The 25,526-nt window shown below is 72.5% G+C and carries 23 protein-coding genes and 1 riboswitch; of the genes, 9 read left to right on the top strand and 14 right to left on the bottom strand.

What is annotated here, in order from left to right:
• Nucleotides 1–64 precede the first annotated feature (64 nt).
• From ACLQ26_RS15910 to ACLQ26_RS15885, 6 genes are all read right to left on the bottom strand, one after another.
• Entirely contained in the window at nt 65–334 is a 270-nt protein-coding gene (locus ACLQ26_RS15910; protein WP_425745124.1) for a hypothetical protein, read from the bottom strand.
• The gene (locus ACLQ26_RS15905; protein WP_425745123.1) at nt 331–678 is read right to left on the bottom strand and encodes an ArsR/SmtB family transcription factor; all 348 of its coding nucleotides are present in this window, start codon (nt 676–678) and stop codon (nt 331–333) included. Before ACLQ26_RS15905 ends, ACLQ26_RS15910 begins: the two co-directional genes overlap by 4 nt.
• 160 nt (nt 679–838) lie before the next feature.
• A complete protein-coding gene (locus tag ACLQ26_RS15900) occupies nt 839–1,012 on the bottom strand; it encodes a CsbD family protein (RefSeq protein ID WP_036410891.1) in 174 nt (57 codons plus the stop codon).
• Between the two features lie 78 nt (nt 1,013–1,090).
• Nucleotides 1,091–3,340, bottom strand: a complete 2,250-nt coding sequence (locus ACLQ26_RS15895) for a heavy metal translocating P-type ATPase (protein WP_425745122.1) — start codon at nt 3,338–3,340, stop codon at nt 1,091–1,093.
• Nucleotides 3,341–3,352: 12 nt separating this feature from the next.
• A complete protein-coding gene (locus tag ACLQ26_RS15890) occupies nt 3,353–4,309 on the bottom strand; it encodes a hypothetical protein (protein WP_425745121.1) in 957 nt (318 codons plus the stop codon).
• A gap of 14 nt (nt 4,310–4,323) precedes the next feature.
• Nucleotides 4,324–4,533 (bottom strand): heavy-metal-associated domain-containing protein, encoded by a 210-nt coding sequence (locus ACLQ26_RS15885; RefSeq protein WP_007454941.1) that lies wholly within the window; start codon nt 4,531–4,533, stop codon nt 4,324–4,326.
• Nucleotides 4,534–4,683: 150 nt separating this feature from the next.
• On the opposite strand from ACLQ26_RS15885, the gene ACLQ26_RS15880 reads away from it, so the two are divergent.
• The 3 genes from ACLQ26_RS15880 to ACLQ26_RS15870 all read left to right on the top strand — a co-directional run bounded on the left by ACLQ26_RS15880 (nt 4,684) and on the right by ACLQ26_RS15870 (nt 7,919).
• Nucleotides 4,684–4,980, top strand: a complete 297-nt coding sequence (locus tag ACLQ26_RS15880) for a metal-sensitive transcriptional regulator (RefSeq protein ID WP_030329541.1) — start codon at nt 4,684–4,686, stop codon at nt 4,978–4,980.
• Nucleotides 4,981–5,233: 253 nt separating this feature from the next.
• On the top strand, nt 5,234–6,598 hold the full coding sequence (locus ACLQ26_RS15875) for a YibE/F family protein (protein ID WP_425745120.1): 1,365 nt from the start codon (nt 5,234–5,236) through the stop codon (nt 6,596–6,598).
• Nucleotides 6,599–6,764: 166 nt separating this feature from the next.
• A riboswitch (cyclic di-AMP (ydaO/yuaA leader) is annotated at nt 6,765–6,895 on the top strand.
• Nucleotides 6,896–6,899: 4 nt separating this feature from the next.
• A complete protein-coding gene (locus tag ACLQ26_RS15870) occupies nt 6,900–7,919 on the top strand; it encodes a coiled-coil domain-containing protein (RefSeq protein ID WP_425745119.1) in 1,020 nt (339 codons plus the stop codon).
• A gap of 57 nt (nt 7,920–7,976) precedes the next feature.
• On the opposite strand, the gene ACLQ26_RS15865 is transcribed toward ACLQ26_RS15870, so the two are convergent.
• Nucleotides 7,977–8,669, bottom strand: coding sequence for a carbonic anhydrase (locus tag ACLQ26_RS15865; RefSeq protein WP_425745118.1), 693 nt, complete (start codon nt 8,667–8,669; stop codon nt 7,977–7,979).
• A gap of 244 nt (nt 8,670–8,913) precedes the next feature.
• Here ACLQ26_RS15865 and ACLQ26_RS15860 point away from each other — a divergent pair, with 244 nt between their 5' ends.
• Both ACLQ26_RS15860 and mycP read left to right on the top strand, forming a co-directional pair.
• Complete coding sequence (locus tag ACLQ26_RS15860; RefSeq protein WP_425745117.1) at nt 8,914–9,243, top strand: helix-turn-helix transcriptional regulator; 330 nt, start codon at nt 8,914–8,916, stop codon at nt 9,241–9,243.
• A 155-nt stretch (nt 9,244–9,398) separates the two neighbouring features.
• On the top strand, nt 9,399–10,634 hold the full coding sequence (gene mycP, locus ACLQ26_RS15855; protein ID WP_425745116.1) for a type VII secretion-associated serine protease mycosin: 1,236 nt from the start codon (nt 9,399–9,401) through the stop codon (nt 10,632–10,634).
• Nucleotides 10,635–10,721: 87 nt separating this feature from the next.
• Here mycP and ACLQ26_RS15850 read toward each other — a convergent pair whose 3' ends face one another.
• The 6 genes from ACLQ26_RS15850 to eccCa all read right to left on the bottom strand — a co-directional run bounded on the left by ACLQ26_RS15850 (nt 10,722) and on the right by eccCa (nt 19,132).
• Entirely contained in the window at nt 10,722–12,032 is a 1,311-nt protein-coding gene (locus ACLQ26_RS15850) for a WXG100 family type VII secretion target (protein ID WP_425745115.1), read from the bottom strand.
• A gap of 18 nt (nt 12,033–12,050) precedes the next feature.
• Nucleotides 12,051–12,614 carry a hypothetical protein gene (locus tag ACLQ26_RS15845; protein WP_425745114.1) on the bottom strand — a complete coding sequence of 188 codons (564 nt, stop codon included), beginning with the start codon at nt 12,612–12,614 and terminating at the stop codon, nt 12,051–12,053.
• A gap of 37 nt (nt 12,615–12,651) precedes the next feature.
• Entirely contained in the window at nt 12,652–14,157 is a 1,506-nt protein-coding gene (locus ACLQ26_RS15840; protein ID WP_425745113.1) for a S8 family serine peptidase, read from the bottom strand.
• Between the two features lie 119 nt (nt 14,158–14,276).
• A complete protein-coding gene (locus ACLQ26_RS15835; protein WP_425745112.1) occupies nt 14,277–14,555 on the bottom strand; it encodes a WXG100 family type VII secretion target in 279 nt (92 codons plus the stop codon).
• Between the two features lie 25 nt (nt 14,556–14,580).
• Nucleotides 14,581–14,889, bottom strand: a complete 309-nt coding sequence (locus tag ACLQ26_RS15830) for a WXG100 family type VII secretion target (RefSeq protein WP_363684829.1) — start codon at nt 14,887–14,889, stop codon at nt 14,581–14,583.
• A 280-nt stretch (nt 14,890–15,169) separates the two neighbouring features.
• Nucleotides 15,170–19,132 (bottom strand): type VII secretion protein EccCa, encoded by a 3,963-nt coding sequence (eccCa, locus tag ACLQ26_RS15825; protein WP_425745111.1) that lies wholly within the window; start codon nt 19,130–19,132, stop codon nt 15,170–15,172.
• A 147-nt stretch (nt 19,133–19,279) separates the two neighbouring features.
• Here eccCa and eccD point away from each other — a divergent pair, with 147 nt between their 5' ends.
• Nucleotides 19,280–20,698: a type VII secretion integral membrane protein EccD gene (gene eccD, locus ACLQ26_RS15820; protein ID WP_425745110.1), complete on the top strand. Its 1,419-nt coding sequence runs from the start codon at nt 19,280–19,282 to the stop codon at nt 20,696–20,698.
• Between the two features lie 19 nt (nt 20,699–20,717).
• Here the strand turns inward: eccD and ACLQ26_RS15815 are convergent, their stop codons facing one another.
• A complete protein-coding gene (locus ACLQ26_RS15815; RefSeq protein WP_425745109.1) occupies nt 20,718–21,905 on the bottom strand; it encodes a type VII secretion protein EccE in 1,188 nt (395 codons plus the stop codon).
• Between the two features lie 159 nt (nt 21,906–22,064).
• On the opposite strand from ACLQ26_RS15815, the gene eccB reads away from it, so the two are divergent.
• The 3 genes from eccB to ACLQ26_RS15800 all read left to right on the top strand — a co-directional run bounded on the left by eccB (nt 22,065) and on the right by ACLQ26_RS15800 (nt 25,308).
• Complete coding sequence (gene eccB, locus ACLQ26_RS15810) at nt 22,065–23,606, top strand: type VII secretion protein EccB (RefSeq protein WP_425745108.1); 1,542 nt, start codon at nt 22,065–22,067, stop codon at nt 23,604–23,606.
• Nucleotides 23,607–23,693: 87 nt separating this feature from the next.
• Nucleotides 23,694–24,062: a hypothetical protein gene (locus ACLQ26_RS15805; protein WP_425745107.1), complete on the top strand. Its 369-nt coding sequence runs from the start codon at nt 23,694–23,696 to the stop codon at nt 24,060–24,062.
• Complete coding sequence (locus ACLQ26_RS15800) at nt 24,055–25,308, top strand: WXG100 family type VII secretion target (protein ID WP_425745106.1); 1,254 nt, start codon at nt 24,055–24,057, stop codon at nt 25,306–25,308. Before ACLQ26_RS15805 ends, ACLQ26_RS15800 begins: the two co-directional genes overlap by 8 nt.
• Nucleotides 25,309–25,526: the final 218 nt, after the last annotated feature.

Below are 25,526 nucleotides of genomic sequence, written 5' to 3'. Positions count from 1 at the left end.
TGCTGCTTCCACCCGGGCCGTCGAGTGGCCGCTCGACGGCCCGGGACCTACGTCTGCGGCGAGGTCAGTCGACGTCACGCAGGACGCGTTCGAGGGTGGTCATCCGGGTCTCCATCCCGCCCAGCCGGCCGTCCATTGCCGCGAGCAGGCGGGCGTTCTCCGCCTGGGACTGAGCGGCCGTCTCGGCGAGCCTGCGGTAGTCGTCCGCGCGGGCGGCCTCGTACCGGGCCCGCCGGGTCTTGGCGAACTGGACGACTGTCACCGTGACCACGCTGATCAGGAAACCGAAGATGCCGATCGCGCCGACGACCTCGGTCCAGTCGTGCTCGCTCATCGGTCCGCTCCGGACTGCTCGGCCGAGTCGGGCACGGTAAGCGTCTGGACCGCCGCCGCGATGACCTCGGGGGTGAGTGTGAGCACGAACGGCTCCACCTCGTAGTAGTTCATGGCCTTCCCGTCCTCCGACAACTCCAGGCGGGCGGTGACCAGCCCGGCCGCCGCCAGCTTCCGTAGGTGGACCTGCAACAGCGCCCGGCTGATGCCCAGTTGCCGGGCCAGCCCGCTGACATAGGCACGCTCACGGGCCAGCGCGGCGACGACCCGCAGCCGGTGCGGGTTGGCCAGGGTGGCCAGCACCCGGACCAGGTCGTCGCCGGTCGGCGGTGAGGCGGCACTCATAACCAGCCCTTGCACATGCCAACAGAAGTTAGCAGGTAATGCCGCGCTGCGGTGCGGTCGGAGAGCGGGATCAGGGGGATCTCAGGGTCCGGGCGAGCCGGACACGCAGAACGCCGGGCCGGTGAGAGATCACCGGCCCGGCGTTCGGATATGTCGTACGTCAGCTCTTGAAGGCGTCCTTGATCTTCTCGCCGGCCTGCTTGAGCTTGGCCGTGGACTGGTCAGCGCGACCCTCGGCCTCGAGCTGCTCGTTGTCGGTGGCCCGACCGGCGCCTTCCTTCAGCTTGCCGGTCGCGTCCTCGGTGGCGTTGTTGATCTTGTCGTCGAATCCCATTGCCAACCTCCATTGCAAGCAAGCGTCCCTACGACAGCAGAGGTACCCCGACCGTCACCGGTCCAACCATCGCCGTCGTCACAATCCGCGATCGGCGGCCGAGCGGAACCGGCGCAGCCGCAGGCTGTTGGCCACCACGAAGACCGAGGACAGCGCCATCGTGGCACCGGCGATCATCGGGTTGAGCAGCCCGGCGGCGGCCAGCGGCAGGGCTGCCACGTTGTAACCGAAGGCCCAGAACAGGTTGCCCCGGATGATCCCGAGCGTGCGTCGGGACAGCCGGATGGCGTCCACCGCCGCATCCAGGTCGCCCCGGACGAGGGTGAGGTCGGACGCCTCGATGGCCACGTCGGTGCCGGTGCCCATGGCCAGCCCCAGGTCGGCCTGGGCCAGCGCCGGCGCGTCGTTCACCCCGTCCCCCACCATCGCCACCGACCGCCCCTCGGCCTGGAGCCGCTTGATCACGTCGACCTTCCCGGCCGGCAGCACCTCGGCGATCACCTCGTCGATGCCCACCTCGGCGGCGACCGCCCGGGCCACTGTGGGGTTGTCCCCGGTCAGCAGGACCGGGGTGAGCCCCAGCGCGCGCAGCCGAGCCACGGCCGTCCGGCTGGTGGGCCGGACCACGTCGGCGACCGCCAGCACGCCCCGCGCCCGTCCGTCCCAGCCGGCGACGATCGCCGTACGTCCGGCGGCCTCGGCGTCCCGCACGGCCCAGTCGACCTCCGGCGGTACGTCGACACCGCGCTCGCGCAGCAGCCGGGGCCGGCCGACCAGTACGGCCCGCCCGTCGACGGTGCCGGTGACGCCCGACCCTTCGAGGTTGGCGAAGCCGGTCACCGGGGGCAGAGCTCCGGCCTCGGCGGCACCCGCGGCGACGGCCCGGGCGATCGGGTGCTCGGAGGCGGCCTCCACGGCCCCGGCGAGCCGGAGCAGCTCGGCGCGGGCCTCGCCGCTCGCCGGCACCACGTCCACAAGCGTCATCCGGCCGGTCGTCACGGTGCCGGTCTTGTCCAGTACGACGGTGTCGACGCGACGGGTCGACTCCAGCGCCTCCGGTCCCTTGATCAGCACGCCGAGCTGGGCGCCGCGCCCGGTGCCGACGAGCAGCGCGGTAGGCGTGGCCAGACCGAGGGCACACGGGCAGGCGATGATCAACACGGCCACGGCGGCGGTGAACGCGGCGGTCGGACCGGCGCCGGTGCCGAGCCACCAGCCGAGGGTGCCCACCGCCAGGGTGATGACGATAGGCACGAAGACACCGGAGATCCGGTCGGCCAGCCGCTGCACGGCGGCCTTGCCGCTCTGCGCCTGCTCGACGAGGTCGGCCATCCGGGCGAGTTGCGTGTCGCCGCCGACCCGGGTGGCGGTGACGACCAATCGGCCCCCCGCGTTGATCGTCGCGCCGACCACACCGTCGCCCGGTCCGACCTCGACCGGCACCGACTCACCGGTCAGCATGCTGGCGTCGACGGCGGACGTGCCCTCGTCGACGACCCCGTCGGTGGCGATCTTCTCGCCGGGGCGGACCACGAACCGGTCACCGACGGCGAGCCGGTCCACCGGGATCCGCGTCTCCACCCCGTCGCGCAGCACCGCCACGTCCCGGGCGCCGAGTTCGAGAAGGGCGCGCAGGGCCGCCCCGGCGGTCCTCTTGGACCGGGCCTCGAAGTAGCGGCCGGCCAGGATGAACACCGTCACCCCGGCGGCTGCTTCCAGGTAGATGGTGCCGGCGCCGTCGGTGCGCGTGATGTCGAAGCGGAACGGGTGCGTCATCCCGGGCATCCCCGCGTCACCCAGGAAGAGCGCCCAGAGTGACCAGCCGAACGCGGCCAGGGTGCCCAGCGAGACCAGAGTGTCCATGGTCGCGGCGCCGTGCCGCAGGTTGGTCCAGGCGGCCCGGTGGAACGGCAGCCCGCCCCAGACCACCACCGGAGCCGCGAGGGTCAGCGACAGCCACTGCCAGTAGTCGAACTGCCAGGGCGGCACCATGGCCAGCACGACCACCGGCACGCTGAGCGCCACCGACACCCACAGCCGGGTACGCGGACCCCGCAGCGGGTCGACCGGCTGCTCGGTCGTCGGCGGGGCCGGCAGGGCCGCCGTGTAGCCGGTCTTCTGCACCGTGTCGATCAGGTCGTCCGGGGTGACACCGTCGGCGTACCGGACGGTGGCCTTCTCGGTGGCGTAGTTGACTGTGGCGCTCACCCCGTCCATCCGGTTCAGCTTCTTCTCGATCCGGGCGGCGCAGGCGGCGCACGTCATTCCCCCGATGGCCAGCTCGATCCGGTTCGGCGCCTCGGGCAGTGGTCTGCTGGTGGTGGTCATCGTCTGGTCCCGTCAGTTGTGCCCGTGGCCGGGGGTGCCGTGCTCGGCGCTGCCGCTCGGGGACGGTCCACCCGGGGTGGGGCCGCCACCTGTCGCGGCGGCGTCGGCGACGACTGTGAACTCGGCGGTGTGCACCCGCCCGCCGTGCCGGAAGTCGAGGTAGAGCCGGTAGCTGCCGGCCGACGGCACCTCGGCGAGGAAGGTGACCTCCGGACCCGGCCGGGTCCGCCCGTCGCCGGGCGTTCCGTCCGGGTGGACGTGCAGGTACGCCAGATCGCCCCGGCGCAACGCCACCAGGTGCCCGTACGCCCCCAGGTAGGGCTCCAGGTCGGTGACCGGCTGCCCGTCCCGGCTGACGGTCAGGGTGAGTGGCGAGGTGCGGCCGGGCTGCGGCGTGCCGGCCAGGGTGACCGTGTACCCGTCGACTGTGGTGCTGGTCGCCGGGGCGGGCAGCGGTCGTTCGGTCAGCTCGCCGGGGACCGTCACGTCCACCCCGAGGATCAGCGGCTCGCCCCCGGTCGGGGCGAAGTCGGCGAACGCCCGCCACTGCCCGGGACCGGCAAGCGGGGTGTCGACCCGCCAGGTGCCGTCGGGAGCCAGGTCGGGGTGCACGTGGCGGAAGCCGGACAGGTCCCGGCGGGCGACGATCAGGTGCATCCGCTTGTCGTGCGCCACGTCGTACCTGGTCACCGGGCGGCCGTCCGGCCCACCGATGCGGAAGGCGAACTCGCCTGCCGGGGCAGCCACCGGAACGAGTGTGTATCCCCGGTCGGAGACGAGCAGGCCACCGGGAACTCGATCGGTCACCTCGTCGTGCGCGGTGGGGCCCGAGGTGTGGGCGGCGCCGCCGTCGTGCCGGCTCTGGACGGCCGGGGCGGCCGGGTCGACCACCCGGCCGATCCCGTACGCCGCGCCGAAGACCGCCGCGAGACCGAGGGCGAACCCGCCCAGCCTGGTCACCGTGTTCACCTCGGGCCTCCCGCTCACGCCTCGACGAGGTCGTAACCGGCCTCGTCGACCGCCGCCCGGACGGACTCGGTGGCCACGGGCTGCTCACTGGTGACGGTGACCCGGCCGGTGGCGAGATCCACCTGCACGTCGCGCACCCCGGCGATGGCGCCCACCTCGGCGCTGACGGCGCTGACGCAGTGCCCGCAGGTCATGCCCCGCACCTGGTACGTCGTGTCGACCATCGAATCTCTCCCTTCGTCGCCTGCCAGCGTATACCCCCCAGGGGTAATGCCGAGGCAGACTGGTGTCCGATCACGTACCGGTACCCGGTGGGGGTATCCGGTAGGAAGGGACGTTACCATACCCCCCAGGGGTACGCTATCCTCGTCGCCATGACCGCTCCCACCCCGATCCGCGGGTACACCGCCAGCAAGGACCAGCTGCTCGCGCGGCTCCGCCGCGTGGAGGGCCAGGTCCGGGGCATCGAGAAGATGGTCGACGACGACCGCTACTGCATCGACGTGCTCACCCAGATCTCCGCGATCCAGGCCGCGCTCGACAAGGTGGCCCTGGGCCTGCTCGACGGGCACGCCCGGCACTGCATGCACGAGGGAGCGGCCGAGGGCCGGGCCGACGAGATGGCCACCGAGATGATGGCGGCCGTCGGCCGACTCATGAAGCGCGGCTGAACCAACAGACCGGTCCGGCTCCCGCCGTGACTACCATTGCCGACGATGGCCCACCGGACCCCGCCACGCAGCCGGGCGCCGGCACCGCCGGACAGCGGCGCCGGCACGCACCAGCCGGGCCGCGCGGCCACTCTCCGTGATCGCCAGGTCGTCAGCCAGCCATCCGATGCGCTCGTCACCGTGTTCGTCCGGCGGAGGTGAACCGCCAGGCCCCTCGGCACGTACCCCGCATCGGATCGTTGGGAGTCTCGCATTGGGTTCCGATCACAGCCGTTCCGCTCACCCCGCCCCGCCCCGGGTACGACGGATCCTCGTCGCGACGGTGGTGCCGCTCTTCGTTGCCACAGTCGTCGCCACCGTGCTGCTCTGGCCACGGGACGGGGCACCGCGGACCGGCGGTGGCGCGGACGTGCCGCGCCACCACGGCACGGTGACCCGGGTGGTGACCGAAGCCTGCCCGCCGTCGGCCAACCCGGAGGGCGCGCCGGCCACCGGGCCGTGCGGGACCGTGGACGTACGGATCGAGGACGGGCCGAGCGCCGGCCAAGAGGTGCACACGCCCGTCCCCGCCGGGCCCGGGGCGCCACGGGTCGAGGTCGGCGACGAGGTCGTCCTGGTCGAGCTGACCGATCCGACCGATCCCGCCGCCAGCAGCTGGAACATCGCCGAACACCAGCGCGGTACGCCGCTGGTGTGGCTCGCGGTGGTCTTCGCCGCCGCGATCGTCGCGTTCGGCAGGTGGCGGGGCCTGGCCGCGCTGGCGGGGTTGGCCGCCAGCTTCGCCATCCTGCTCACCTTCGTGCTGCCGGGCATCGGTGCCGGCCGGTCACCGCTGCTGGTGGCGGTGGTCGGTGCAGCCCTGATCATGTTCGTGGTGCTCTACCTGACACACGGAGTGACAGCCCAGACGTCGGTCGCGGTGCTCGGCACCCTGGGCAGCCTGGTGCTCACCGGCGTGCTCGCGACAATCGCCACGGCTGCCACCCACCTCACCGGCTTCGGCAGCGAGGACGCCACCACGCTGTCGATGTTCCAGGCCGATGTGGACCTGCGCGGCCTGCTGCTCGCCGGGATCATCATCGGCTCACTCGGAGTGCTCGACGACGTGACGGTCACCCAGGCCGCCACCGTCACCGAGCTGGCGAACGCCAACCCCGGGCTGAGCCGGTTGCAGCTCTACCGGGCTGCCACGCGGGTCGGCCGGGCGCACATCGCCTCGACTGTCAACACCATCGTCCTGGCGTACGCGGGCGCCTCACTACCGCTGTTGCTCCTGCTCACCGCCGACAGCCGCCCCCTCGGGCAGATCCTGACCAGCGAGTTCCTCGCCCAGGAGATCGTCCGCAGCGCGGTCGCCACGCTCGGCCTGATCGCCGCCGTACCCCTCACCACCGGGCTGGCCGCGACGGTGACCGCGGCCGGGTCGACGCCGGTGCGGGGCGCGGACGCCGACGCCCTGACGCCGCGCCCCCGTGCGGACCGGACGGAGGCACTGGCCGCCCTCAGCTCGCCGTCAGCGGGTCGGCCCGACGGGCCCGATCCGGAGCGGCGTTCACCCCCATCCACCGCCACCGCCCGGTGGCCAGAGCCGAACAGGAGCACGGATACGGCATGGTGACACTCCTCAGCGTGACCGGATCGGGCATCCGCCCTGAGAACCGCGTCACTGGTCACTCAACGCCATGGCGAAATGACGCTTTTAGTGGGTATCGGGACGTAGCTCAGGCGGTGGAATCTCGGGTAACCTCGCTGCCGGTCACCGACGAAGGCGCGCAGCGGCGCCTGCGGTGCCACCGCCCAATCGCCAACCGGCGAGCCGGGGACCCAGGCACGTGGGGTGAATCCGCGCCAGCGGTAGGGGCCACTTCCGCCCCGAACCCGTCAGCTAACCCGGTCGGCGGTCGACGGAAGGGAACATTGTGACGGCACCCCTACGCCGCTGGTTGACACCCGTGGCGGCCGTGCTCGCCGCGCTGACCGTGTTCGCCGGGCCCCTCCCGGCCCACGCCGCCCCGACGACCCCCACACCGTCCGGGCACGAGCAGGAGGACGAGCCCCAGCTGCTCGACGACGTGATCGAGCAGACCAACCGGGACTACGTGGCGGCCAAGTCCAAGCTGGACCAGTCCAAGAAGCGGCAGCTCGAACGTTCGCTGGAGGTCGAGCGGGCCAAGGCCGACCTGGCGGCGCTGGCACCGCAGGTCGCGCAGATCGCCGCCCAGTCGTACCGGACCGGGCGCATCGGCGCGATCGCGATGCTGCTGGAGAGCGACGCCCCCGACTCGTTCGTCCAACGGGCCGCGGCGCTCGACGAGATGAACATGGTCAACGAGAAGAAGCTCGCCGAGGTCAACGCGGTCAAGGCCCGCGCGGAGCAGGCCAAGCTGGCCCTCGACGCGGAGGTCCGCGAGCAGCAGAAGCAGACCGCCCTGATGGCGAAGGACAAGCGCGACGCGGAGAAGTCGCTCGCGCTCGTCGGCGGTCAGGGTTTCACCGGCGGTCTGGTGGACGCCACCTCGCCTGTCGCCCGGATCGGCCCGGGTCGCACCGCCGACGGTGACTGGAAGCCGCAGTCGTGCAGCGAGAAGGACCCCACCACCTCCGGCTGCGTCACGCCGCGCACCCTGCACGCGTACAAGGAGGTCAAGCGGGCCGGGTTCAACAGGTTCGTCGGCTGCCACCGCAACGGTGGCCCGTACGAGCACCCGAAGGGCCGTGCCTGTGACTGGTCGTTGCAGAAGAGCGGCTTCAGCCCGTGGCACAACAACGACACCCGCATGTACGGCAACAACGTCGCCGCGTTCCTCATCCGCAACGCCGACCGCCTCGGCATCTACTACGTGATCTGGAACCGGCAGATCTGGTTCCCGGCGACCGGCTGGAAGTCGTACAGCGGGCCGTCGAACCACACCGACCACGTGCACATGTCGCTGCTCTGACCAACCGCTCAGGAGTCCGAGGGCCGTCCCGCATCCCGCGGGGCGGCCCTCGCCCTGTCAGGCGGCGGCAGCTGCCGGGGCGTCCGCCGGTACGGGAGTCACCGGGCGCACCACACCGGCGGCGAGCCGGTACGACATCCCCACCACCGCCAACCGTCCCTGCGCCACCTCGTCCGCCAGCACGGGCGACTGCCCGAGCAGCGTTTCGACGGTTTGGGCGATATGGATGTCGACGATGCCGTCGATATCGGTCACGCCCTCGGCTGTGGCGCGCCGCAGGCTGGGCAGTACGGCGTCGACCACCGCGGGAAGGTGCCCCGGGGGCGCGATGCCTGTGGCGGACGCCTCGCGAGCAGCCTGCACGGCGCCGCACGAGTCGTGGCCCAGCACCACCACCAGCGGGGTGCCGAGCACTGTCACCGCGTACTCCACGCTGCCCAGCACCTCCGGGCCGGCCGTGTGCCCGGCCGTACGGACCACGAAGAGGTCGCCCAGTCCCCGGTCAAAGATGATCTCGGCGGCCAACCGGGAGTCGGAGCAGCCCACGATCACCGCGAACGGGTGCTGCCCGTCGGCCACGGCGGCCCGGTGCCCGGCGTCCTGGTTGGGGTGGCGCGGCGCTCCGCTGACGAAGCGACGATTGCCGGCGGCCAGCTCTGCGTAGGCACGGGCCGGCTCGGTCGGCGTCGCCGCTCGATCGCCGGCCCGCTGCGGGCCCGGCTGCTCGCCAGGCGTACCGGAACGGCTCATTCCCGCACCTCGTCTCCACGCGTTTGACCTGCTCAACAGGGTTTTCAGCCGGGCCGGCGGTGGGCGCTGGCTCGGGCTCCACGGTCACACGCACCGCAAGAGGCGTCAAGGTATGCGTGATTTAGATTTCATACGTAGAACCGAGCCGGCCTCCGGGTGCGGGACCGGGCCGGCCCGGCGGCACCTGACCCGACCCCTCCGGCGGGCATAGGGTGGGGGGACAACAGGAGAGGTGGCTTCCACGATGGCAGGCACGGCGACGACCGGAGGCGGCCGGAACTGGACATTCCTCACCAACCATGGGCACGTGCTGCTGGCCATCGCCCGTAACCCCACCGCTCGACTGCGCGACGTGGCGGCCGAGGTGGGCGTCACCGAACGGGCCGCCCAGGCCATCGTCGCCGACCTGGAGGCCGGCGGTTACCTGCACCGCACCCGCGTGGGGCGCCGCAACGAGTACACCCTGAACCCCGCCGGCCGGTTCCGGCACCCCGCCGAGGCCGACCGCCAGGTGGGTGCCCTGCTCGCACTCTTCGCCGACGCACCCGCCGACGACGTCACGCCCCAACCCTGACCGGCGCCGGCTTCGCGCGGCGTCGTCGTACCCCGCCGTGACCGGCATCGTCGCGCCTGGCTCCGAGCCGCGCTGGCTTCGAGCGGCGGCGTCGTCCCCGCCGGAACGGCGTCGGCGGGCCGCTGCCCGACGCGGCGCAGCGGTAATCTCTGCGGGTGCGCGAATGCCTGCCGCCGAGCGCGACCGAGCCGTCCCGCCGTGCCGTCCGAGCCGTCCTCAGTGGAACGCTGGCGGCCCTGCTCGGCGCTGCCCTGGTGGTCCCCTCGTCCCCGGCGGTCGCGGCAGCACCCACCTGCGGCCCGGCCGGCGAGGACGGCCTGGTGCAGATGCCATGGGCACTGCGCCGGGTGGACCCGGCCGCGGCGTGGCCAATCTCCCGGGGCGCCGGGGTGACGGTTGCGGTCATCGACTCCGGAGTCTCCGCCATCCACCCTGCCCTCAAGGGTCAGGTGCTCGAGGGGCGCGACTTCAACAACCTGCCGGCCAAACAGGGGCAGTGTGACCTGGCTGGTCACGGCACGATGGTCGCCGGCATCATCGCCGGCAAGGAGGGCACCGGGGTGCCGTTCAGCGGTGTCGCCCCGGCGGCGCGCATCCTGCCGATCCGGGTCCTGCCGGATGCCAAGGGCACCAACGACGAGGCGCTGCCGGGGCAGATCGCCGCGGCCATCGACTGGGCGGTCGACAACGGCGCTGACGTGATCAACCTGTCACTGGTGACCCTGCCCCGAAGCGATCTGGCAGAGGCCGTCGAGCGTGCCCTCGCCAAGCGAGTGGTGCTGGTCGCCGCGGCGGGCAACCGACAGGAGACCCAGGAGGACAGGCCCGCCTACCCGGCCGCGTACCCGGGGGTGATCGCCGTCGGTGGTGTGGACGAGCAGGGCGGGCACGTCGGCACCTCGGTCAGCGGCACCTTCGTCGACGTCGCCGCACCCGGACTGAACATCGTCGGCCCGGCACCGGGTGGCTCCGGCTACCGCGCCGAGCCGACGGGCGGCACCAGCTTCGCCGCCGCGTACGTCTCGGGGGTGGCCGCGCTGGTTCGGGCCGCCTACCCGGATCTCACCCCGGAGCAGGTCGCCGACCGGTTGGAACGGACGGCGGACAACCCGCCACAGGGGCGCAACGCCGAGGTCGGCTACGGCGTGGTCAACCCGTACCGGGCGGTGTCGAGCCTGCTGGGCACCCGCACCAACCAGCCGGTCGCAAGGCTTGCCGCACCCGCCGCCGGGGCCGACCCGCTGAGCTGGCAACGCACCGTCGCGATCTGGGCCGCCGCCATCGGCGGGCTGCTCGCCGTACTGCTGCTCATCGCGCGACCGATCATGGCGCGCGGCCGCCGACGTGGCTGGCGCCCCGGCCGCCGTACCGACGAAACGATCACCGGCTGAACGGGCACCGCCCTCGGGGAGATGCGGCCGTGGAATGCGCCACGGCGCTGCTGCGGTCGGCCGCAGCAGCGCCGTGGCGCGAGAAGCTCAGCGCAGGATGCCGGAGGTGCCTCCGCCGTCCGCGCCCCACACGTCCTCGTCCTCCTCCAGCCAGGTGTTGCGGGCGGTGTCCTCCTCGCCGTAGCCGGCGCCGCTGCCCGCCCCGGCCACGCCACCGGCGCCCCGCGCACCCGCACCCCGGCCACCGGCGCCCGCGCCACGCCCGGCACCGCCCCGACCCGCGCCGGCACCGCCGCCACCGGCGACGCCACCCATGCCGCCACCGAGCTTGCCGCCTGCGCCCCGGCCACCGCCGCGACCGGCACCCGCCGCGCCGCCACCCATCATCGGGCCCATGCCCGGGGAGACCGCCCGACCGAGCGCGCCGCCACCCGCGAGTGCCCCGGCGCCGCCCACGCCGCCGCCACTGCCGAGGCCACCGGACGAGCCCAGGCCGCCGCCTCCGAGGCCACCGCCTCCGAGGCCGGAGCCGAGACCGGGCGAACCGCCGCCGCCCGCACCCGCGAGGCCGCTGCTGAACTCGTCGCCCGCGCCGCCGACGCCCGGGACGCCACCGGTGCCCGGGTAGTTACCAGTGCCGGAGTCGTACCCGCCGGAGAGGTCCGGGTGGGCGCCGGAGCCGCTGGGCAGGTTGCCGGTCTCCGGCATGGCGGTGGCGCCGATCGAGGGCGTGGCACCGAGGTCGCCGGCGGACGGACCACCGCCGAGCTTTGGCACTCCACCGCCGCCGCCCCCACCGCCGCCGCCGCCGTTGTCCAGGTTGGGGATCTGCCTCGTCGGCGTCTGATTGCCAATTTGGCCGGCGTCGCCCGGGGTGCCGGGCGCGATGGCCTGGTAGTCGCCGCTCACCTGTTGGAAGACCCTGGTCGCGTCCTCCGACTGGTCGTTGATCCAGTCGGCGATCGCCGTCACCGGGTCGAACCAGCCCAGGAAGTCCGGCGAGACCTTCGCCTCGAAGAAGCCGACCCCGAGGGTCAGCTTGGCGTTGCGCGCCTCCAGGACGTCGTTGACGCAGGTCGCCGGGATCGGAAAGTCGCGCTGGGCCGCGGTGAGCTTGTCAGCGGCGGTCTTGAGGGACTGGACGATGCCGGTGCCCTTCTCCGCGTCCGCCACGATCTGCCCGGTGTCCTTGGAGATCTGCTCGACGTGACCCTTGAACGCCTCGTACGCCGGGCCCTTCCAGGTCGTGCCCAGGTCCTTGATGTTGGTGTCGAGGCTCTGCTTGACGTTGTTCAGATTCTTGATCAGCTGTTCCCAGCCGAGGGCCGCGCTTGTCACGTCCCCCGGCCGGCCGTCGATGACGACCTTCTGGCACATCTCTTCCCAGCTCAGGCCCATCTGCCGTCCTCCCCCGTCCTAGCGACCGTCGCCGTTGCCGGCCACGTCACCGAAGACACGCTGCATGTCGGCGGCGGACATCCTGTTCTGCTCCTCCGCCGTCTCGTAGTTCTGCTTGACCTGGCGCAGCGCCTCCGCCGCGTCGTACAGGTTCTGCGAGAGCTTCCGGACACCGGACTCGGTGCCCTGGTAGAGCCCCTGGTGCTTGGCGGCCAACCGGGCCGCCCAGTCGAACCCGCCGAGCGGGCTCGGCTGCCCGCCCGCCCCGCCGGCCACGCCGCTTGTCGCGCCACCCATCAGGTCCTGGATGTCGACCATGTCGTAGGAGAGCTTGTTCAGGTACGCGGCGTGGGTCTCCAGCCAGGTGATGGCCGAGTCCAGGCTTGTCGCGTCCCACTCGGTCTTGACGCCGGCCTCGCCGGGCGCGGTGACCAGACCCTTCGGCGTCTCGGCGTGGTTGACGTTGTCGATATCCAGGCCGGTGATGGCCAGACCCGACGTCGGGAACCCGCCCACCGGCACCGGGATGTAGAGGTCGTCGTTCTCGTACCGTGCCGGCTGGCCGGTCCTGTCGTCCGTCATCGGTCCCCTCCCCGAAACCCTGACTGGTGGTCTGCGCTCACTGTTGTTGCTGGTGCGGGCCGGACGGCGGTGCCACCTGGCCCGGACCCGGCCAGCCGGACGCTCCCGGCGGTGGCACCGGAGCGGTAGGCGCCTGCGGATAGCCCTGCGCGGGGTGGCCGGGCGGCGGGTATCCGGGCCCAGCCTGGCCCGGCGGCGGGCCGTATCCCGCAGGGTGCTGCGGTGGTGGGGCGTATCCCCCAGGTTGCTGCGGCTGTGGACCATATGCCCCGGGGTGCTGCGGCGGCGGGCCGTACCCGGCCGGTATCGGCTGGGTGGCGGGCCAGCCGGGTGGCGGCGTGCCGGGTGCGCCGGGGTGCGGGCCGCCGGCCGGCGGTGGGCGCCGCTTGCGGCGTCGCAGCACCACCAGCAGGACGACCAGCGCGGCGACCGGCACGCCCAGGCAGAGCACCACCTGGACGATCGCGCCGGCCTTGTTCGTCACTCCGAACTCGACGGCGGGACCGTCATCGTCGCCGGGCCGGGCTGCGGCACCGCCGGGGCGGGTCGGGCTAGCAGCCGCGCCATCCGTCAGCGGGTTCGCCGTCACCGGGGGCACCGACCGGGTCAGCGCGGCCATCAGGTCGACAGTGCCGAAGCCGAATTGCGGGTCACGGCCGGACGGCCCGGCGTCGCGAGCGGTCTTGATCAGCCGGTTGATGACGTTGACCGCGTCGAGGTTCGGGTACTCGGAACGGATCAGCGCCACCACCCCGGAGATGATGGCGGCAGCGGAACTCGTGCCGCTGCCCACCGAGTAGCCGTTCGGCGAGACCCCCTTGGGTGCCGGCCCGATGATGCTCTCCATCGGGCCGGCGATCACCGTCTCGGGCCCCTGCACCGAGCCGGCGAAGAAGCGGCCCCGCTTGTCGAACCCGGAAACGGCGATGACGCCGGGAATGTTGGCGGGCGCGGTGACCTCACGGTCGCCCTGCTCGACGTTGCCCGCGGAAGCCACCACCACGACGTTCTTGCTCAAGGCGTAGTTGATGGCATCCACCAGATCCGGGGGGGCCGTCCTGTTGCCAGCACCGACGGAGAGGTTGATGACGTCGGCCCCATTGTCCGCCGCCCACCGGACACCCAGGAGCACATCCTGGTTGTTGAACGTGTCGCCCATCGAGACCGGGAGGATCTTCGCACCCGGGGCGATGCCCAGCTCGTGCATCGCGCCACCGCCGCGCCCGGCGATGATGCCGGCCATCGAGGTGCCGTGCCCCTTCACCTTGTCGTCGTCACGCTGCCCGTCCCGGGCGGCCGCGGCGCTGGTGCCGTGCCCCGCCAGCACCTGGCCGCGCAGGTCGGGATGGTTGGCGTCCACCCCACTGTCGATGACGGCGACCACGACACCCGCGCCCTTGGTGATCTTGTGGGCGGCGGGGACCTTGAGGTAGTCCAGGTACCACTGGAGGCCACGGACGGTGTCAGCGGCCTGAGCCGGGGCCGGCGCGACAGTCACCGCGGGGGCCAGCGCGGCGCACAACGCCAGCGCGGCCGCGGCCACGGCCCGTGTCGATCGGAAAGGCTTCCCCGTACGCATCGCTCTCCCAGAACCTATTCCGACGCCAACACAATGCGGCTCCGGCCCGGTCGAGCCGGACCGGAGCCGCATCGGTGATTGTCTCAGCCCCACACCTTCGAGTTGCTCATCTCGGTGGAGACGTAGTTCTCGCGGGCGATGCCGACGGCACCACCGATCTCGTTCAGGATTTTGTTGATGTCCCGAACTGAGGCGTCCCACTTCGCCTGGTGCTGCTCGTAGGCGGTGCGGTCCTCGCCCTCCCACTCGAGCTTGGACAGCATCGACCGCAGCGTGTCCAGCTTCTCGTCGATGGTCTTCGAGATCGCCTGCATCTGCTGGTTGCTGCTCTCGAGGACCGCGTAGTCAACCTTGATCGTCACGACTTCCTCCTCTGCTGGCTACGGATCACGGGTTGAGAGCAGAGTGGAACTTGTCCAGCATCTGCTGCTGCTCTTCGTCGTTGACCTGGTGCGTCGTACCCGACTTGTCGAGCAGGTCCGCGATGCTGTCCATCGCGGTCAGCAGGTTGCCGGTGTCTTCGCTCCAACGCTGCATGAGCGACTGGAAGCCCGTGGACGCCTGACCCTTCCACGCCATGGCCAGGTCGTCGACTACGTTCCACAGCTTCTTCAGCTCGCCGTCGACCTCGCTGCGCGTGGACCGCACGTCACTCGCGGCGGTATGGAGAGTCGCAGCTTCGACCTCGAACGCCATGCTTCACACCCTTCCGTCATGTTGTGTGGCGGCGGCTTTGCCGCGCCCCTCCCCCGCGGCAAGGCAGCAACACCCCACCGACGGACACTCCACCTGAGACCGTAGCGGAATCTGTCCAGCCATCGCAGCCCTGACCGGCCAGGATCGATGGATGGCGGTGAATCGCAGCGTCTGTGCCACCCGTTCGGACGGGATTCCGACCCGAACGGGCCCACGACCACCGCGTCGCCACCGTCGATCCTGGGCGGTCCTGTCCCGCGAGCCGGCCCGGAGCGCTCGGTCAGGCCGGCTCGGACCAGGCGGTCTGGATCAACTGCTGACCGTCGCGCCGACGGACGAGCGTGCCCCGACCGGGTGGCTGCGGGCTCGGACGCAGCGTGCCGAAGACCGCGCCCTCCTCCCGGTTGCCGGACATCAGCAGGCCGGGTGAGTCCAGTTCCCGTAGCCGTTGCAGCACCGGCTCGTAGAGCGCCCGGGACACCCCGCCTACCCGACGCGTGACGATCAGGTGCAGACCGATGTCCCGGGCCTGCGGCAGCAGCTCGTGCAGGGCACTCAGCGGGTTGCTGCCACCGGACGCCACCAGGTCGTAGTCGTCCACCAGGATGTACAGGTCCGGGCCCTTCCACCAGCTGCGGTCCCGCAGTTGGGCGGTGGTCACGTCCGGGCCGGGCAGCCGGTTGGACAGCGCGCTGCGGATCGAGCCGAGCCCCTGCGCGAACGCCTGGTTGGAAGGCGCGTAGTCGAGCAGGTGATCGCCCTCCACCGCGCCCAGCAGTCCCCGCCGGTAGTCGGCGATCACCAGTCGCGCCTGGGCCGGCGTGTACCGCTCGGTGATGCCCCGGGCGATCAACCGCAGCAGGTTGGTCTTGCCGCACTCGGCGTCGCCGAACACCGTCAGGTGCGGCTCGTTGGCCAGGTCCAGGTAGACCGGTGCGAGCGCCGACTCGTTGACACCGATCGGCAGACCGGGCGCCGACCGGTCGATGATGCGGGCCAGCTCGGACACCGGCAGCCGGCGCGGCAGCAGCCGAACCTTCGGCGCCGGACGCCCCGGCCAGTTCGCCGCCACGTGCCCGGCCAGCGCTACCGACGCCTCGCTCAGATCCTCGATGTCGCGCCGACCGTCGATCCGCGAGATGGCGGTCAGGAAGTGCAGCTTGTCCCGGGTCAGGCCGCGACCTGGCGACTTCTCCGGCACGTTCATCGCCGAGCGCCTGTCGATCTCGGACTCCGCCGCGTCGCCCAGGCGCAACTCGAGCTTGGTGCCGAGCAGATCGCGCATGTTGATCCGGATTTCGGCCCAGCGCACAGCCGTGAGCACCACGTGCACCCCGAAGCCGAGACCCCGGTTGGCGAGCGTCGTGATCGTCTGTTCCAGCTCCTCATAATCCTGGCGCAGGGTGTTCCAGCCGTCGATCACAAGGAACACGTCGCCGAACGGGTCGTCGGCGAACTCACCGGCGGCCCGGCGACGGCGGTAGCTCGCCACCGAATCGATGCCGTACTGGGCGAAACGCGTCTCCCGCTCGTCCAGCACCGCGACGACCTCGGCCACCGTGCGACGCACCGCCTCGATGTCGCGCCGGCCGGCCACTCCTGCCATGTGCGGCAGGCGCTCCAGGCTGCGCAGCGCGCCACCGCCGAAGTCCAGGCAGAAGAACTGCACCTCGCGCGGTGTGTGGGTGAGCGCCAGCGAGGCCAGCAGCGACCGCAGCATGGTGCTCTTGCCGCTGAGCGAGCCGCCGACGATGACCACGTTGCCGCCCGCGCCGGCCAACTCGACCATCATCGGGTCACGGCGCTGCTCGTACGGGCGGTCCACCACGCCGACCGGCACCGTGAGGCGACCGCGGCCGGGCCAGGACGCCGTGCAGAGCCCGTAGGTCGGGTCAACGGCCAGCGGGCCGAGCAGCTCGCCCAGGCCCGGCGGGTCCGCCAGCGGCGGCAGCCACACCTGGTGCGCGGGGCGGCCCCGACCCTTGAGCTGGTCGATCAGGACGTCCAGCATCGCGACGGCCTTGCCGTCGGCCGGCTGCTCCGGCTCCGGCACGGCGTCCACCGCCACCTGCGGGGCCTGCGCCGGGATGAAGTCGACGCCGTACGGCACGATCCGGCGCTGCACCAGGGCCTGCGACGCGGTGGCCTGCTGGCCGGGTGCCCGGTACGGCCCGGAGACGTACGCGGCCCGGAAGCGCAGCATCGTGCTGGTGTCCGTCTTTAGGTAACCGTGCCCGGGAGCGTTCGGCAGCTCGTACGCGTCCGGCACGCCGAGCACGATCCGGCTCTCCACCGCCGAGAAGGTCCGCAGACCGATCCGGTACGACAGGTGCGTGTCCAGGCCGCGCAGCTTGCCCTCCTCGAGGCGCTGCGAGGCCAGCAGCAGGTGCACACCGAGGGACCGGCCCAGCCGGCCGATCATCACGAACAGGTCGATGAAGTCCGGCTTCGCGGCCAGCAACTCGCTGAACTCGTCACAGATGATCAGCAAGCTCGGCATCGGCGCCAACGGCTCACCGGCCGCCCGGGCCTTCTCGTACTCGAAACGGGACACGTAGTTGCCCGCCGCGCGCAGCAACTCCTGCCGGCGCACCATCTCGCCGGCCAGCGCGTCACGCATGCGGTCGACCAACGGCAGCTCGTCGGCGAGGTTGGTGATCACCGCGCTGGTGTGCGGCAGCGCGTCAAGCGAGGCGAACGTCGCGCCGCCCTTGAAGTCCACCAGGACGAAGTTCAGCTCCTCCGACGAGTGGGTCACCGCCAGCGCGGCCACCACGGTACGGAGCAGTTCGCTCTTGCCGGAACCGGTCGCGCCGATGACCAGGCCGTGCGGGCCCATGCCCTCGTGCGCCGACTCCTTGAAGTCCAGTTCGACGACGTTGCCGTCCGGGCCGACGCCGAGCGGGATGCGCAACCGGTCCCGGTGACCGCGCGGCCGCCAGGTCTGGTGCACGTCCACGGCGGCGGCGTCGCCGACGCCGAGCAGGTCGGGCAGCTCCGTGCTGCGGGCCAGCGGTTCCTCGTTGCTGGCCTGCTGCTGCGACAGGCGGTACGGCGCGATCTGCCGGGCCAGTCCCTCGGCGGCTTCGGCGGTGAGCCGGTCGGGTCGCCCGAGCCGCGACGACGAGCTGCCCCGGATCAGGTCGAGGGTGCTGCCGTCGCCCACGTCCAGGCAGAGCAGCCACCGGCCGGCGTCGCGCGGCACCGTCCCGGAGAGGTCGATCAGGGTGACGCCGAGCAGGCCCTGGCCCACCAGCTGACAGGTCGGGGAGATCTCGCCACCGTCGACCACCACGACCACGTGTGGTGCGGTGGTCAGCGCCTTGGCCTCGGGGGCGAACCGGGGTCGCCCGGCCAGTTCGGCGGCGAGGGACTCCTCGGCCTCGGCCAGGCTGGCGAAGACCAGCCGGCGCGCGCCCGCGGCATCTGTCCGACCGCTGTGGTGGGCGTGGGGTAGCCACTTCACCCAGTTCCAGGTCGACTGCCGATCGGGTGCGGCGACAACGGCGACGACCAGGTCGTCCGGGGCGTGGAAGGTCGTCAGCTGGCCCAGGGCCGCCCGCGTCAGGTCGAGCACCGGCTCCCGGTCGCCGCGCAGCACCACCCGGCTGAAGGCACGCACCGACAGCGCGGTCGGCAGGTCGGGCACTGTGGTGTGTGCACGCACGAACCGACGCAGCGCGATGGCGCTCATCGGCTCCAGGTCCTCCACCGGCTTGGTCTCGGGCGGAACGATCTCCACGGCCAGCCGCTGCGGGCCGAGCGCGATCCGGGTCTCACCGAAGTCGGGTTCGGTGATCCGCCGCTCCCACAGCCGGCGGGACGCGGCGATCGACCAGAGCGCGTCGGGCTCGGGGTGCCGCCAGTTCATCGCGTCCCGCTGCTGGGCCGCCGCCCGCCGGGTGCGCTTGCGCATCTGCGCCAGGTAGCGCATGTAGTCGCGGCGGTCGGCGTTCAGCTCGGCCTTGTCGTTGCCGCCGTTGCTGAGCGAGCCGACGGCCATGCCGAGCATCGAGACCCCGAACAACCCACCGGCGACGTACGTCATCATGCCGCCGCCCCGGCCGGCGTAGAGGAACGCCATCGCGCCGACGCCGCAGACCATCGGCAGGATCATGAGCAGTTGCCCCATCCCGCGGGGCGTCGGCTCGGGTAGCTCGGGCGGGGACTCCAGCACGACCTCGCCGCGCGGCAAGGCCGGCCCCGGCTGGCGTGGGAGTCGGCGGAACACCACCGTGCTCACGGCTGTCTCCTCCCCAGAAGCGGCCCTGCTGTCGTGCCGACGCGACTCGAAGCCCGCGGGTGGGCACTGTACGTGCCCGTCATCGTAGGTAATCTCCCGTGGGCGCGGTGCACCCGCACCGTGGCACTACGGGCCCGATGATCGTAGATGGACACCCAGGAGGCCACTGTGGCGACGAAGACGGCGACCGGTGGCCTGAGCCGGATCACCATTGTGGCTCCTCGTACCCGGATGGATCTGGCCCTGCCCTCGGACGTACCGATGGCGGACCTTCTGCCCACCCTGCTGCGCTACGCCGGGGAGGACCTGGCCGACGACGGGGTGCGGCACGGCGGCTGGGCGCTGTCCCGGCTGGGTGGCGCACCTCTGGACGGCGGTCGCACGGCCGCGCAGCTCGGTGTCCGCGACGGCGAGGTGTTGTACTTCAACCCCCGGTCCGCGACCGCGCCGGAGATCGTCTTCGACGACGTGGTGGACGCGGTCGCGACCGCGACCACCCAGCGGCCGGGTTCCTGGCAGGTCGGCGCGACCCGCTCGTTCGCGGTGCTGTTCGCCGCGGCGGCGTTCGGCGCCGGCGCCGTTGCCGCACTGTTCACCGGCCCTCCCCACCTGCCCGGCGCGCTGTCCGCCGTGCTGGTCGCGGTGGCGCTGCTGGTCGGCGCGGCGGTGCTCTCCCGGGCGGCGGGTGACACCCGGACCGGCTCGGTGCTGGCGATGATCGGGCTGGTGTACGCGGGCACCGGCGGCCTGCTGCTGCTCGCCGGTGACCGAAAGCTGACCGAACTGGCCAGTCCGCACGTTCTTCTCGCGGCCACCGCCGTGGTCGTCGCCGGAGCCGTGGCCGTGCTGGCCGTCGGTGACCGGTACCCGCTCTTCTTCGCCTCGATCGGGGTGGGTGCGGGGACGGGTCTGGGCGCGCTGCTCTGCCTGGTCCTCGGCATCGATGCCGCAGCCGGAGCCGCGGTGGTGGCGGCGGTCGCGTTCGGCGTGGTGCCGGCGCTGCCGATGGTGGCCTACCGGCTGGCCCGACTGCCGGTGCCGTCGATCCCAACCGGCCCGGACGACCTGAAGACCGACAGCGAGTCGGTGAACGGGCGGCAGGTGCTCGAGCGGAGCGACCGGGCCGACCAGTTCCTCACCGGTCTGCTGTGGACGGTATCGGTGCTGGTGCTCGGCGCGCAGCTGGTGCTGGCCCTGGACGGCAGCCTGGCGGCGGTACTGCTGTGCCTGGTGCTGGCCCTGCTGTCGATGCTGCGGGCACGGCCGCTCCTGGGCCGGGCCCAGCGCGTTCCGGTGCTGCTCGCCGGCACGGTCGGTCTGGGCCTGGCCGCCGCCGCCACCTTCGCCGGCGGATCGCTTCCGGTCCGGCTCGGTCTGATCCTCGGCGGCCTTCTGCTGTCGGCAGTGGTCAGCCTGATCTACGGCCTGACCGTCGCCGGCAAGCGCATCTCGCCGGTGTGGGGGCGGCTGCTCGACATCGTCGAGATCATGCTGATCATCGCGCTGGTGCCGCTCGCCTTCTGGGTCTGCGGCCTGTACGGCTGGATCGTCAACCTGCGGCCCTGACCGTCGGGCCGCCGCGACGTCAGCGGGGTTGCCGGCCTCCGACGCCACCCAGCGTCGACGCGACTGGCGCGCTGGCGTAGACGCCCGGGGCGTGCTGCCCGTCCATCGGCCGGGCCGGCGTGCCGGCGCGGTGTGCGACATCCCGGACGACCTTGACCAGCGCCTCGACGTGGTTGTCCATGGCCGCGACCCGGAGCAGCGGCGCCGCCGCGCGCCCGTCGGGCGACACCGCCGCGGCCACCGTGTGCGAGGGGGCCGACGTGGCGGTGATGGCGTCCACCAGGGGACCGAGCGGCGCGTCCGGCCGACCCCGCAGGGTCAGGCAGCGGTGCGTCCAGCCTCCGCCGCGCAGCCCACGCCAGTTCTCCGTCGGCGGCTCCGGCACCAGGTCCAGCCCGGCGGCCGACACCACCGCGGCGCGCAGCTCGTCGCGTCCGAGCGGGCGGTGGGCCAACCCGGCCGCCGTCAGCGCCTTGCCCAACCGGCCGATCCCGGCGGCCAGCGTCCGATGGACGCCGGGCAGCCCACCGCCCCGGCTCACCGTCTCGACCCGTGCGTCCGCGACAGTGAGCCGCAGCGCCACCCAGACGGTACGGTGCGCTGCCGGCGGCGCACCGGGGGCCGGGTACCAGACCAGGGTGTGCGCGACCACCTGGGTCCGGGACACCGGGGCCGAGAAGTCGGCGAGCACCCGCAACGCGTGATCCACCGTCGACGCGTCCACCGAGTCGACCGCGGCGCCGGTGACCGGTTGCAGCGCGACCGCCGCGAACCAGCCCTGGTCGTCCTGCCCGATGCCGAGCCGGGTGCCCCGGTCGGTCAACTCGATGACGTCCAGCTCGGGCGCGAGTGCGGCCAGCCGGGGATCCACGGCGGTGCCGCCGGCCAACGCGGCCGCCGCCCGTTCGCGACGGAGGCGCAGCCGGCGACGCAGCAGCACGTCGTCGAACCACCAGCGACCGGCACGGCGGGCGAACGCGGCAACCACGACGGTCAGCGCAAGTGCGGCCACCGTGGCCAGCAGCCAGCTCGGACCGGCCGTCGCGGCCCAGACGGCGACTGCACACACCTCGAGGACGACGAGCTGGCCGACCAGCACCGGACCGATGCGACCCCGACCCGGCCGGTCGGCCGCCGGGGTGGCCCGCGCCGGAACGTCGGACGGCCTCGTGACCGCACCCGCGGGTGGCGCCTGAACCTGCGTCATCGCTGACTGTCCCTCCTGGACGGTACGGCCCGGTGCCGGGTCGACCCGGCACCGATCCGGCGGTGGCCCCGAGGACCTGCCGTCGGCCCCTTATCGTAGGGAAGCCCGCGACGGCACCCCGAGGACATCGTCGCGGATCCACCCCGCCGGAGGTAAGTCATGCGGACCCGCCGCGATCAGGTGCAGGCGTACCGCTTCGTCACCCGTCGGATCGTCTCCGCGCTCATGTCGGGCGATCCGGAGACGACAAACCTGCCGATGCGACGGCTCGGCATGGCGGTCTTCGGCAGTGTGATCGCCGCGGCGGTGGTGCTCGGCGGCGTGGGCGCGTACGGCCAGTTGACCGGGAACACCGCGCCGCTGGAGGAGAACACGCTTGTCATCGAGCGGGAGACCGGCGCGACGTACGTGTTCGCCGAGGGGCAGCTGCACCCCACGCTCAACTACACCTCGGCTCGGCTGATCCTGAACGAGCCCGACCCCGCGGTACGCACCATGTCGCAGGCCGCGCTGCGCGACAGGCCACGGGGCCAGACCGTCGGCATCGTCGGCGCGCCCGACGCGCTGCCCGACCGCAAGTCGTTGACCGGCCTGCCGTGGTCGGTCTGCGATGTGCCCGACCCGGCCGACCCGCGCCACTCCACCACCCGCGTCGTGATCGATCGGGCGCTGCCCGGTGGCGCTCCGCTCGGCGACCGGGCGGTACTCGTCACGGTGGACGGTCAGCGGCACCTGCTGACCGGCAACTCCCGGCTCGAGGTGCGCGGCGGTGACCAGGCGGTCGCCGCGCTGCGGATGACGGGCACGGCGCCGCTGCCGGTAGGTCAGCAACTGCTCAACGCCGTACCGGCCGGGCCGCCACTGCGCAAGCCGTCGCTGCCCGGGATGGGCGACCGGAGCGGGCTGAGTGTGGCCGACCGACAGGCCACCATCGGTCAGGTCTTTCAGGCGGCGGGACAGCACTACGTACTCGCACGGGAAGGGCTCGTCTCGATCAGTGAGATCACGGCCCTGCTGCTCATCAGCGGCGGTGGTCAGATCACCGACATCACGCCGGACCAGGCCGGTCGACTGTTGACCGAGCAACGGGTGGACGCGGACGGAATGCCCCGGACGCTGCCCACCCTGTACCAGGCCCGGGCCGGGCAGACACTGCTCTGCGCGACGTACCGGGCCGGTACCGGCGGTGGTCCCCCGACGACCACCCTTGAGGTCTTCGACCGCGCTCCGGCGGAGCTGACGGCGAACGAGCCCGGCTCGGTGCCGGTGCGCCAGACCAACCGGGACGCGCTCCGCACGGCCGAGTCGGTGCTGCTGCCCGGCGGCAAGGGCGTACTGGCCCAGGCCGCGCCCGGCGCCGGCACCAGCGGGTCCGGCGCCGCCGGTGCGACTGTCTACCTGATCAGCCCGCAGGGCGTCCGGTACCCGCTCGGTTCCGCCCAGACGCTGGCGGCGCTCGGCTACGAGGGGGTCACCCCGCTGGCGGTGCCGGGCTCGCTGCTCGCGTTGATCCCGACCGGGCCGACCCTGGACCTGGAGGACGCGCTTGTGCAGTTCGCGCCCGGTGACGCGCCGGCGACCGCGTCCGTGCCGCAGCCGGTGCCCTCCACTTCGGCCACCGACACCCCGGGCACGGGCGCCCCGACGAACGGCGGCACGGGCGGTGGGCTGCCCGGGGCATCGATCGGCGCCGACGACTGAGCCGTTCGGACGGGTCGCCCCGGGTCGCGGCGGTGGACTAACCTGGTTTCGCTGACGGTTGTCAACCAGAACGACGGGGATGTTGCCATGACCGGCCGTACGGAAGTCGACCTGCTGTCCCTTGAGGACTTCCACCAGCACCTGGCATCGCGGCTGAGTCAGGCCGAGTCGGTGCTGCGCAAACTCAACACCGAAATGCAGTGCAGTCCACCCGCATTGGGCGCCTTCACCGACGCCACCCAGAATTCGCGCCGCTACAGTGAGGTTCACCAGTCGTACGTGGATCAGGCCGAGCGGCTCCGGCAGGCGGTGCAGGCCGCGCAGCAGGCGACCAGCACCATCCTGGCCAACTACCGCACCGCCGAGGCGCGTAACGCGGCCAACGCCACCGACATCACGGCCGCGCTGACCGGTGTCGACCGGGCGCTGCAGCCGAAGGGGGACGCGCGTGTCTGAGTACACCCAGCGTTACGAGGGCAAGAGCCACCGAGAGCTGTACGACGCGGTGATGGCCGGCAAGCCGGAGCAGATCGACGGGATCGCCGCCCAGTGGGCCGCCCTCAAGGGCATCCTGGACGGCCTCAGCCGGGAGTTGAGCGGCGACCTCGACAAGCTCGGCAACACCTGGACGGGCTCGGCAGGTCGGGAGTTCCAGCGGCGGCTGTCCCTGATCGTCGACCACTCCGACGCGCTGGGCGAGGGCATGGCCGGCGTGAAGCAGGGCCTCACCATGATGGCCGGCCAGCTGCGCACCGCGCACAAGCAGGCCGAGAGCCCGGAAGAGACCGACGACAACGACCAGGCCGTATCCGGCGCGCTCAAGGGTGCCGCCTTCGGCGCTCCGGGCATCCTGATCGGCGGCTTCCTGGGCCACCAGCAGGACAAGGAAGAGCAGGAGAAGGCACACCAGCGGATGGTGAACGTGGTGGCCGAGCTGGCCGCCGGCTACGACCTGTCCGCCTACGACCGGGTGGTCGACCCGCCCCACCCCCACCCGGACACTCCGCAGACGGCCAACGACGATCGGCCGACGCCGCGCAGCGGCCCGGCCGTCACCACGCCGTCGGCCGCTCCGACCGCCACCGGCCTGACCGCGCACACCGGCGGCGCGACCATCGCGGCGCCCGACGGCGTGGCACCTCCGCCGGCCGGCGGGGGTGGTTCCATCCCCGGCCAGGACGCCGGCAGCTCGGTCGTCGTCATCGGGCCGGAGGGCTCCGCCAGCGGGGCCGAGGGCAGCACCACCTCCCTCGCCAGCGCCGACCCGTTGCTCGGCGGGGCGGCCGGCCTGGCCGGGCTGTCCGGGACGACCGCCGTGGCCGCCAGCGCCGCAGGCGGGTCGAGCCTGCTCTTCGGGGCACCGGCCGGTGGGGTGCTGCGCACCTCCGCGCTCGCCGGGTCGAGCAGCACGCCCGGCACGACGGCCCGGCCGACCGGTGGCGCTGCCGCCGCCGAGAGCCGTTCCGCCAGTGGCGTCGGGCGCAGCGTCGACGGTCGTCGCGGCGAGCCCGGTCGGACGGCCGGCGGACGCCAGGGCCTGGCGGGCAACGGCCGGGGCACCAACCGCCCCGGGGTGCTCGGCGGGCACGGTCGCCCCGAGGACGACGAGTCCGACGAGCGGCTGACCTGGCTGACCGAGGACGAGATGGTGTGGCGGGACGCCGGGGACGAAGCGCCGCCGGTGCTCGGCACCGCCGGCTGACCGGTCGACAACGCTCGGCACCGCCTGCTGACCCGTCGGCGGCCGGCGCCACACGAGATCCTCGAATGACCCCTGCCGCCTGCTGCGGCAGGGGTCATCCTGGTTCGGCTCCCGGGCACCCGGCGCGGCCGCGGGCCTACACCGTCCACAGTGTTCACGGTGGTGGTGGTCACCCCGATCGCGCCGGCCGTGGTGCTGCGTCACACCGGTTCGGGCGA

The sequence above is a fragment of the Micromonospora sp. DT43 genome (assembly GCF_049841645.1).
In the GTDB taxonomy this organism is placed as follows: domain Bacteria; phylum Actinomycetota; class Actinomycetes; order Mycobacteriales; family Micromonosporaceae; genus Micromonospora.
Note: the sequence above shows the minus strand (reverse complement) of the source record. Positions and strands in the feature narration are given on the sequence as shown.

Excerpts from the sequence above, each read along its gene's own strand:
- ACLQ26_RS15910 (WP_425745124.1), bottom strand. The coding sequence starts at position 334 with ATGAGCGAGCACGACTGGACCGAGGTCGTCGGCGCGATCGGCATCTTC.
- ACLQ26_RS15885 (WP_007454941.1), bottom strand. The coding sequence starts at position 4,533 with ATGGTCGACACGACGTACCAGGTGCGGGGCATGACCTGCGGGCACTGC.
- ACLQ26_RS15895 (WP_425745122.1), bottom strand. The coding sequence starts at position 3,340 with ATGACCACCACCAGCAGACCACTGCCCGAGGCGCCGAACCGGATCGAG.
- eccB (WP_425745108.1), top strand. The coding sequence starts at position 22,065 with ATGCGGACCCGCCGCGATCAGGTGCAGGCGTACCGCTTCGTCACCCGT.
- eccD (WP_425745110.1), top strand. The coding sequence starts at position 19,280 with ATGGACACCCAGGAGGCCACTGTGGCGACGAAGACGGCGACCGGTGGC.
- ACLQ26_RS15880 (WP_030329541.1), top strand. The coding sequence starts at position 4,684 with ATGACCGCTCCCACCCCGATCCGCGGGTACACCGCCAGCAAGGACCAG.
- ACLQ26_RS15815 (WP_425745109.1), bottom strand. The coding sequence starts at position 21,905 with ATGACGCAGGTTCAGGCGCCACCCGCGGGTGCGGTCACGAGGCCGTCC.
- ACLQ26_RS15860 (WP_425745117.1), top strand. The coding sequence starts at position 8,914 with ATGGCAGGCACGGCGACGACCGGAGGCGGCCGGAACTGGACATTCCTC.
- ACLQ26_RS15805 (WP_425745107.1), top strand. The coding sequence starts at position 23,694 with ATGACCGGCCGTACGGAAGTCGACCTGCTGTCCCTTGAGGACTTCCAC.
- ACLQ26_RS15850 (WP_425745115.1), bottom strand. The coding sequence starts at position 12,032 with ATGGGCCTGAGCTGGGAAGAGATGTGCCAGAAGGTCGTCATCGACGGC.
- ACLQ26_RS15830 (WP_363684829.1), bottom strand. The coding sequence starts at position 14,889 with ATGGCGTTCGAGGTCGAAGCTGCGACTCTCCATACCGCCGCGAGTGAC.
- ACLQ26_RS15900 (WP_036410891.1), bottom strand. The coding sequence starts at position 1,012 with ATGGGATTCGACGACAAGATCAACAACGCCACCGAGGACGCGACCGGC.
- ACLQ26_RS15905 (WP_425745123.1), bottom strand. The coding sequence starts at position 678 with ATGAGTGCCGCCTCACCGCCGACCGGCGACGACCTGGTCCGGGTGCTG.
- ACLQ26_RS15865 (WP_425745118.1), bottom strand. The coding sequence starts at position 8,669 with ATGAGCCGTTCCGGTACGCCTGGCGAGCAGCCGGGCCCGCAGCGGGCC.
- ACLQ26_RS15845 (WP_425745114.1), bottom strand. The coding sequence starts at position 12,614 with ATGACGGACGACAGGACCGGCCAGCCGGCACGGTACGAGAACGACGAC.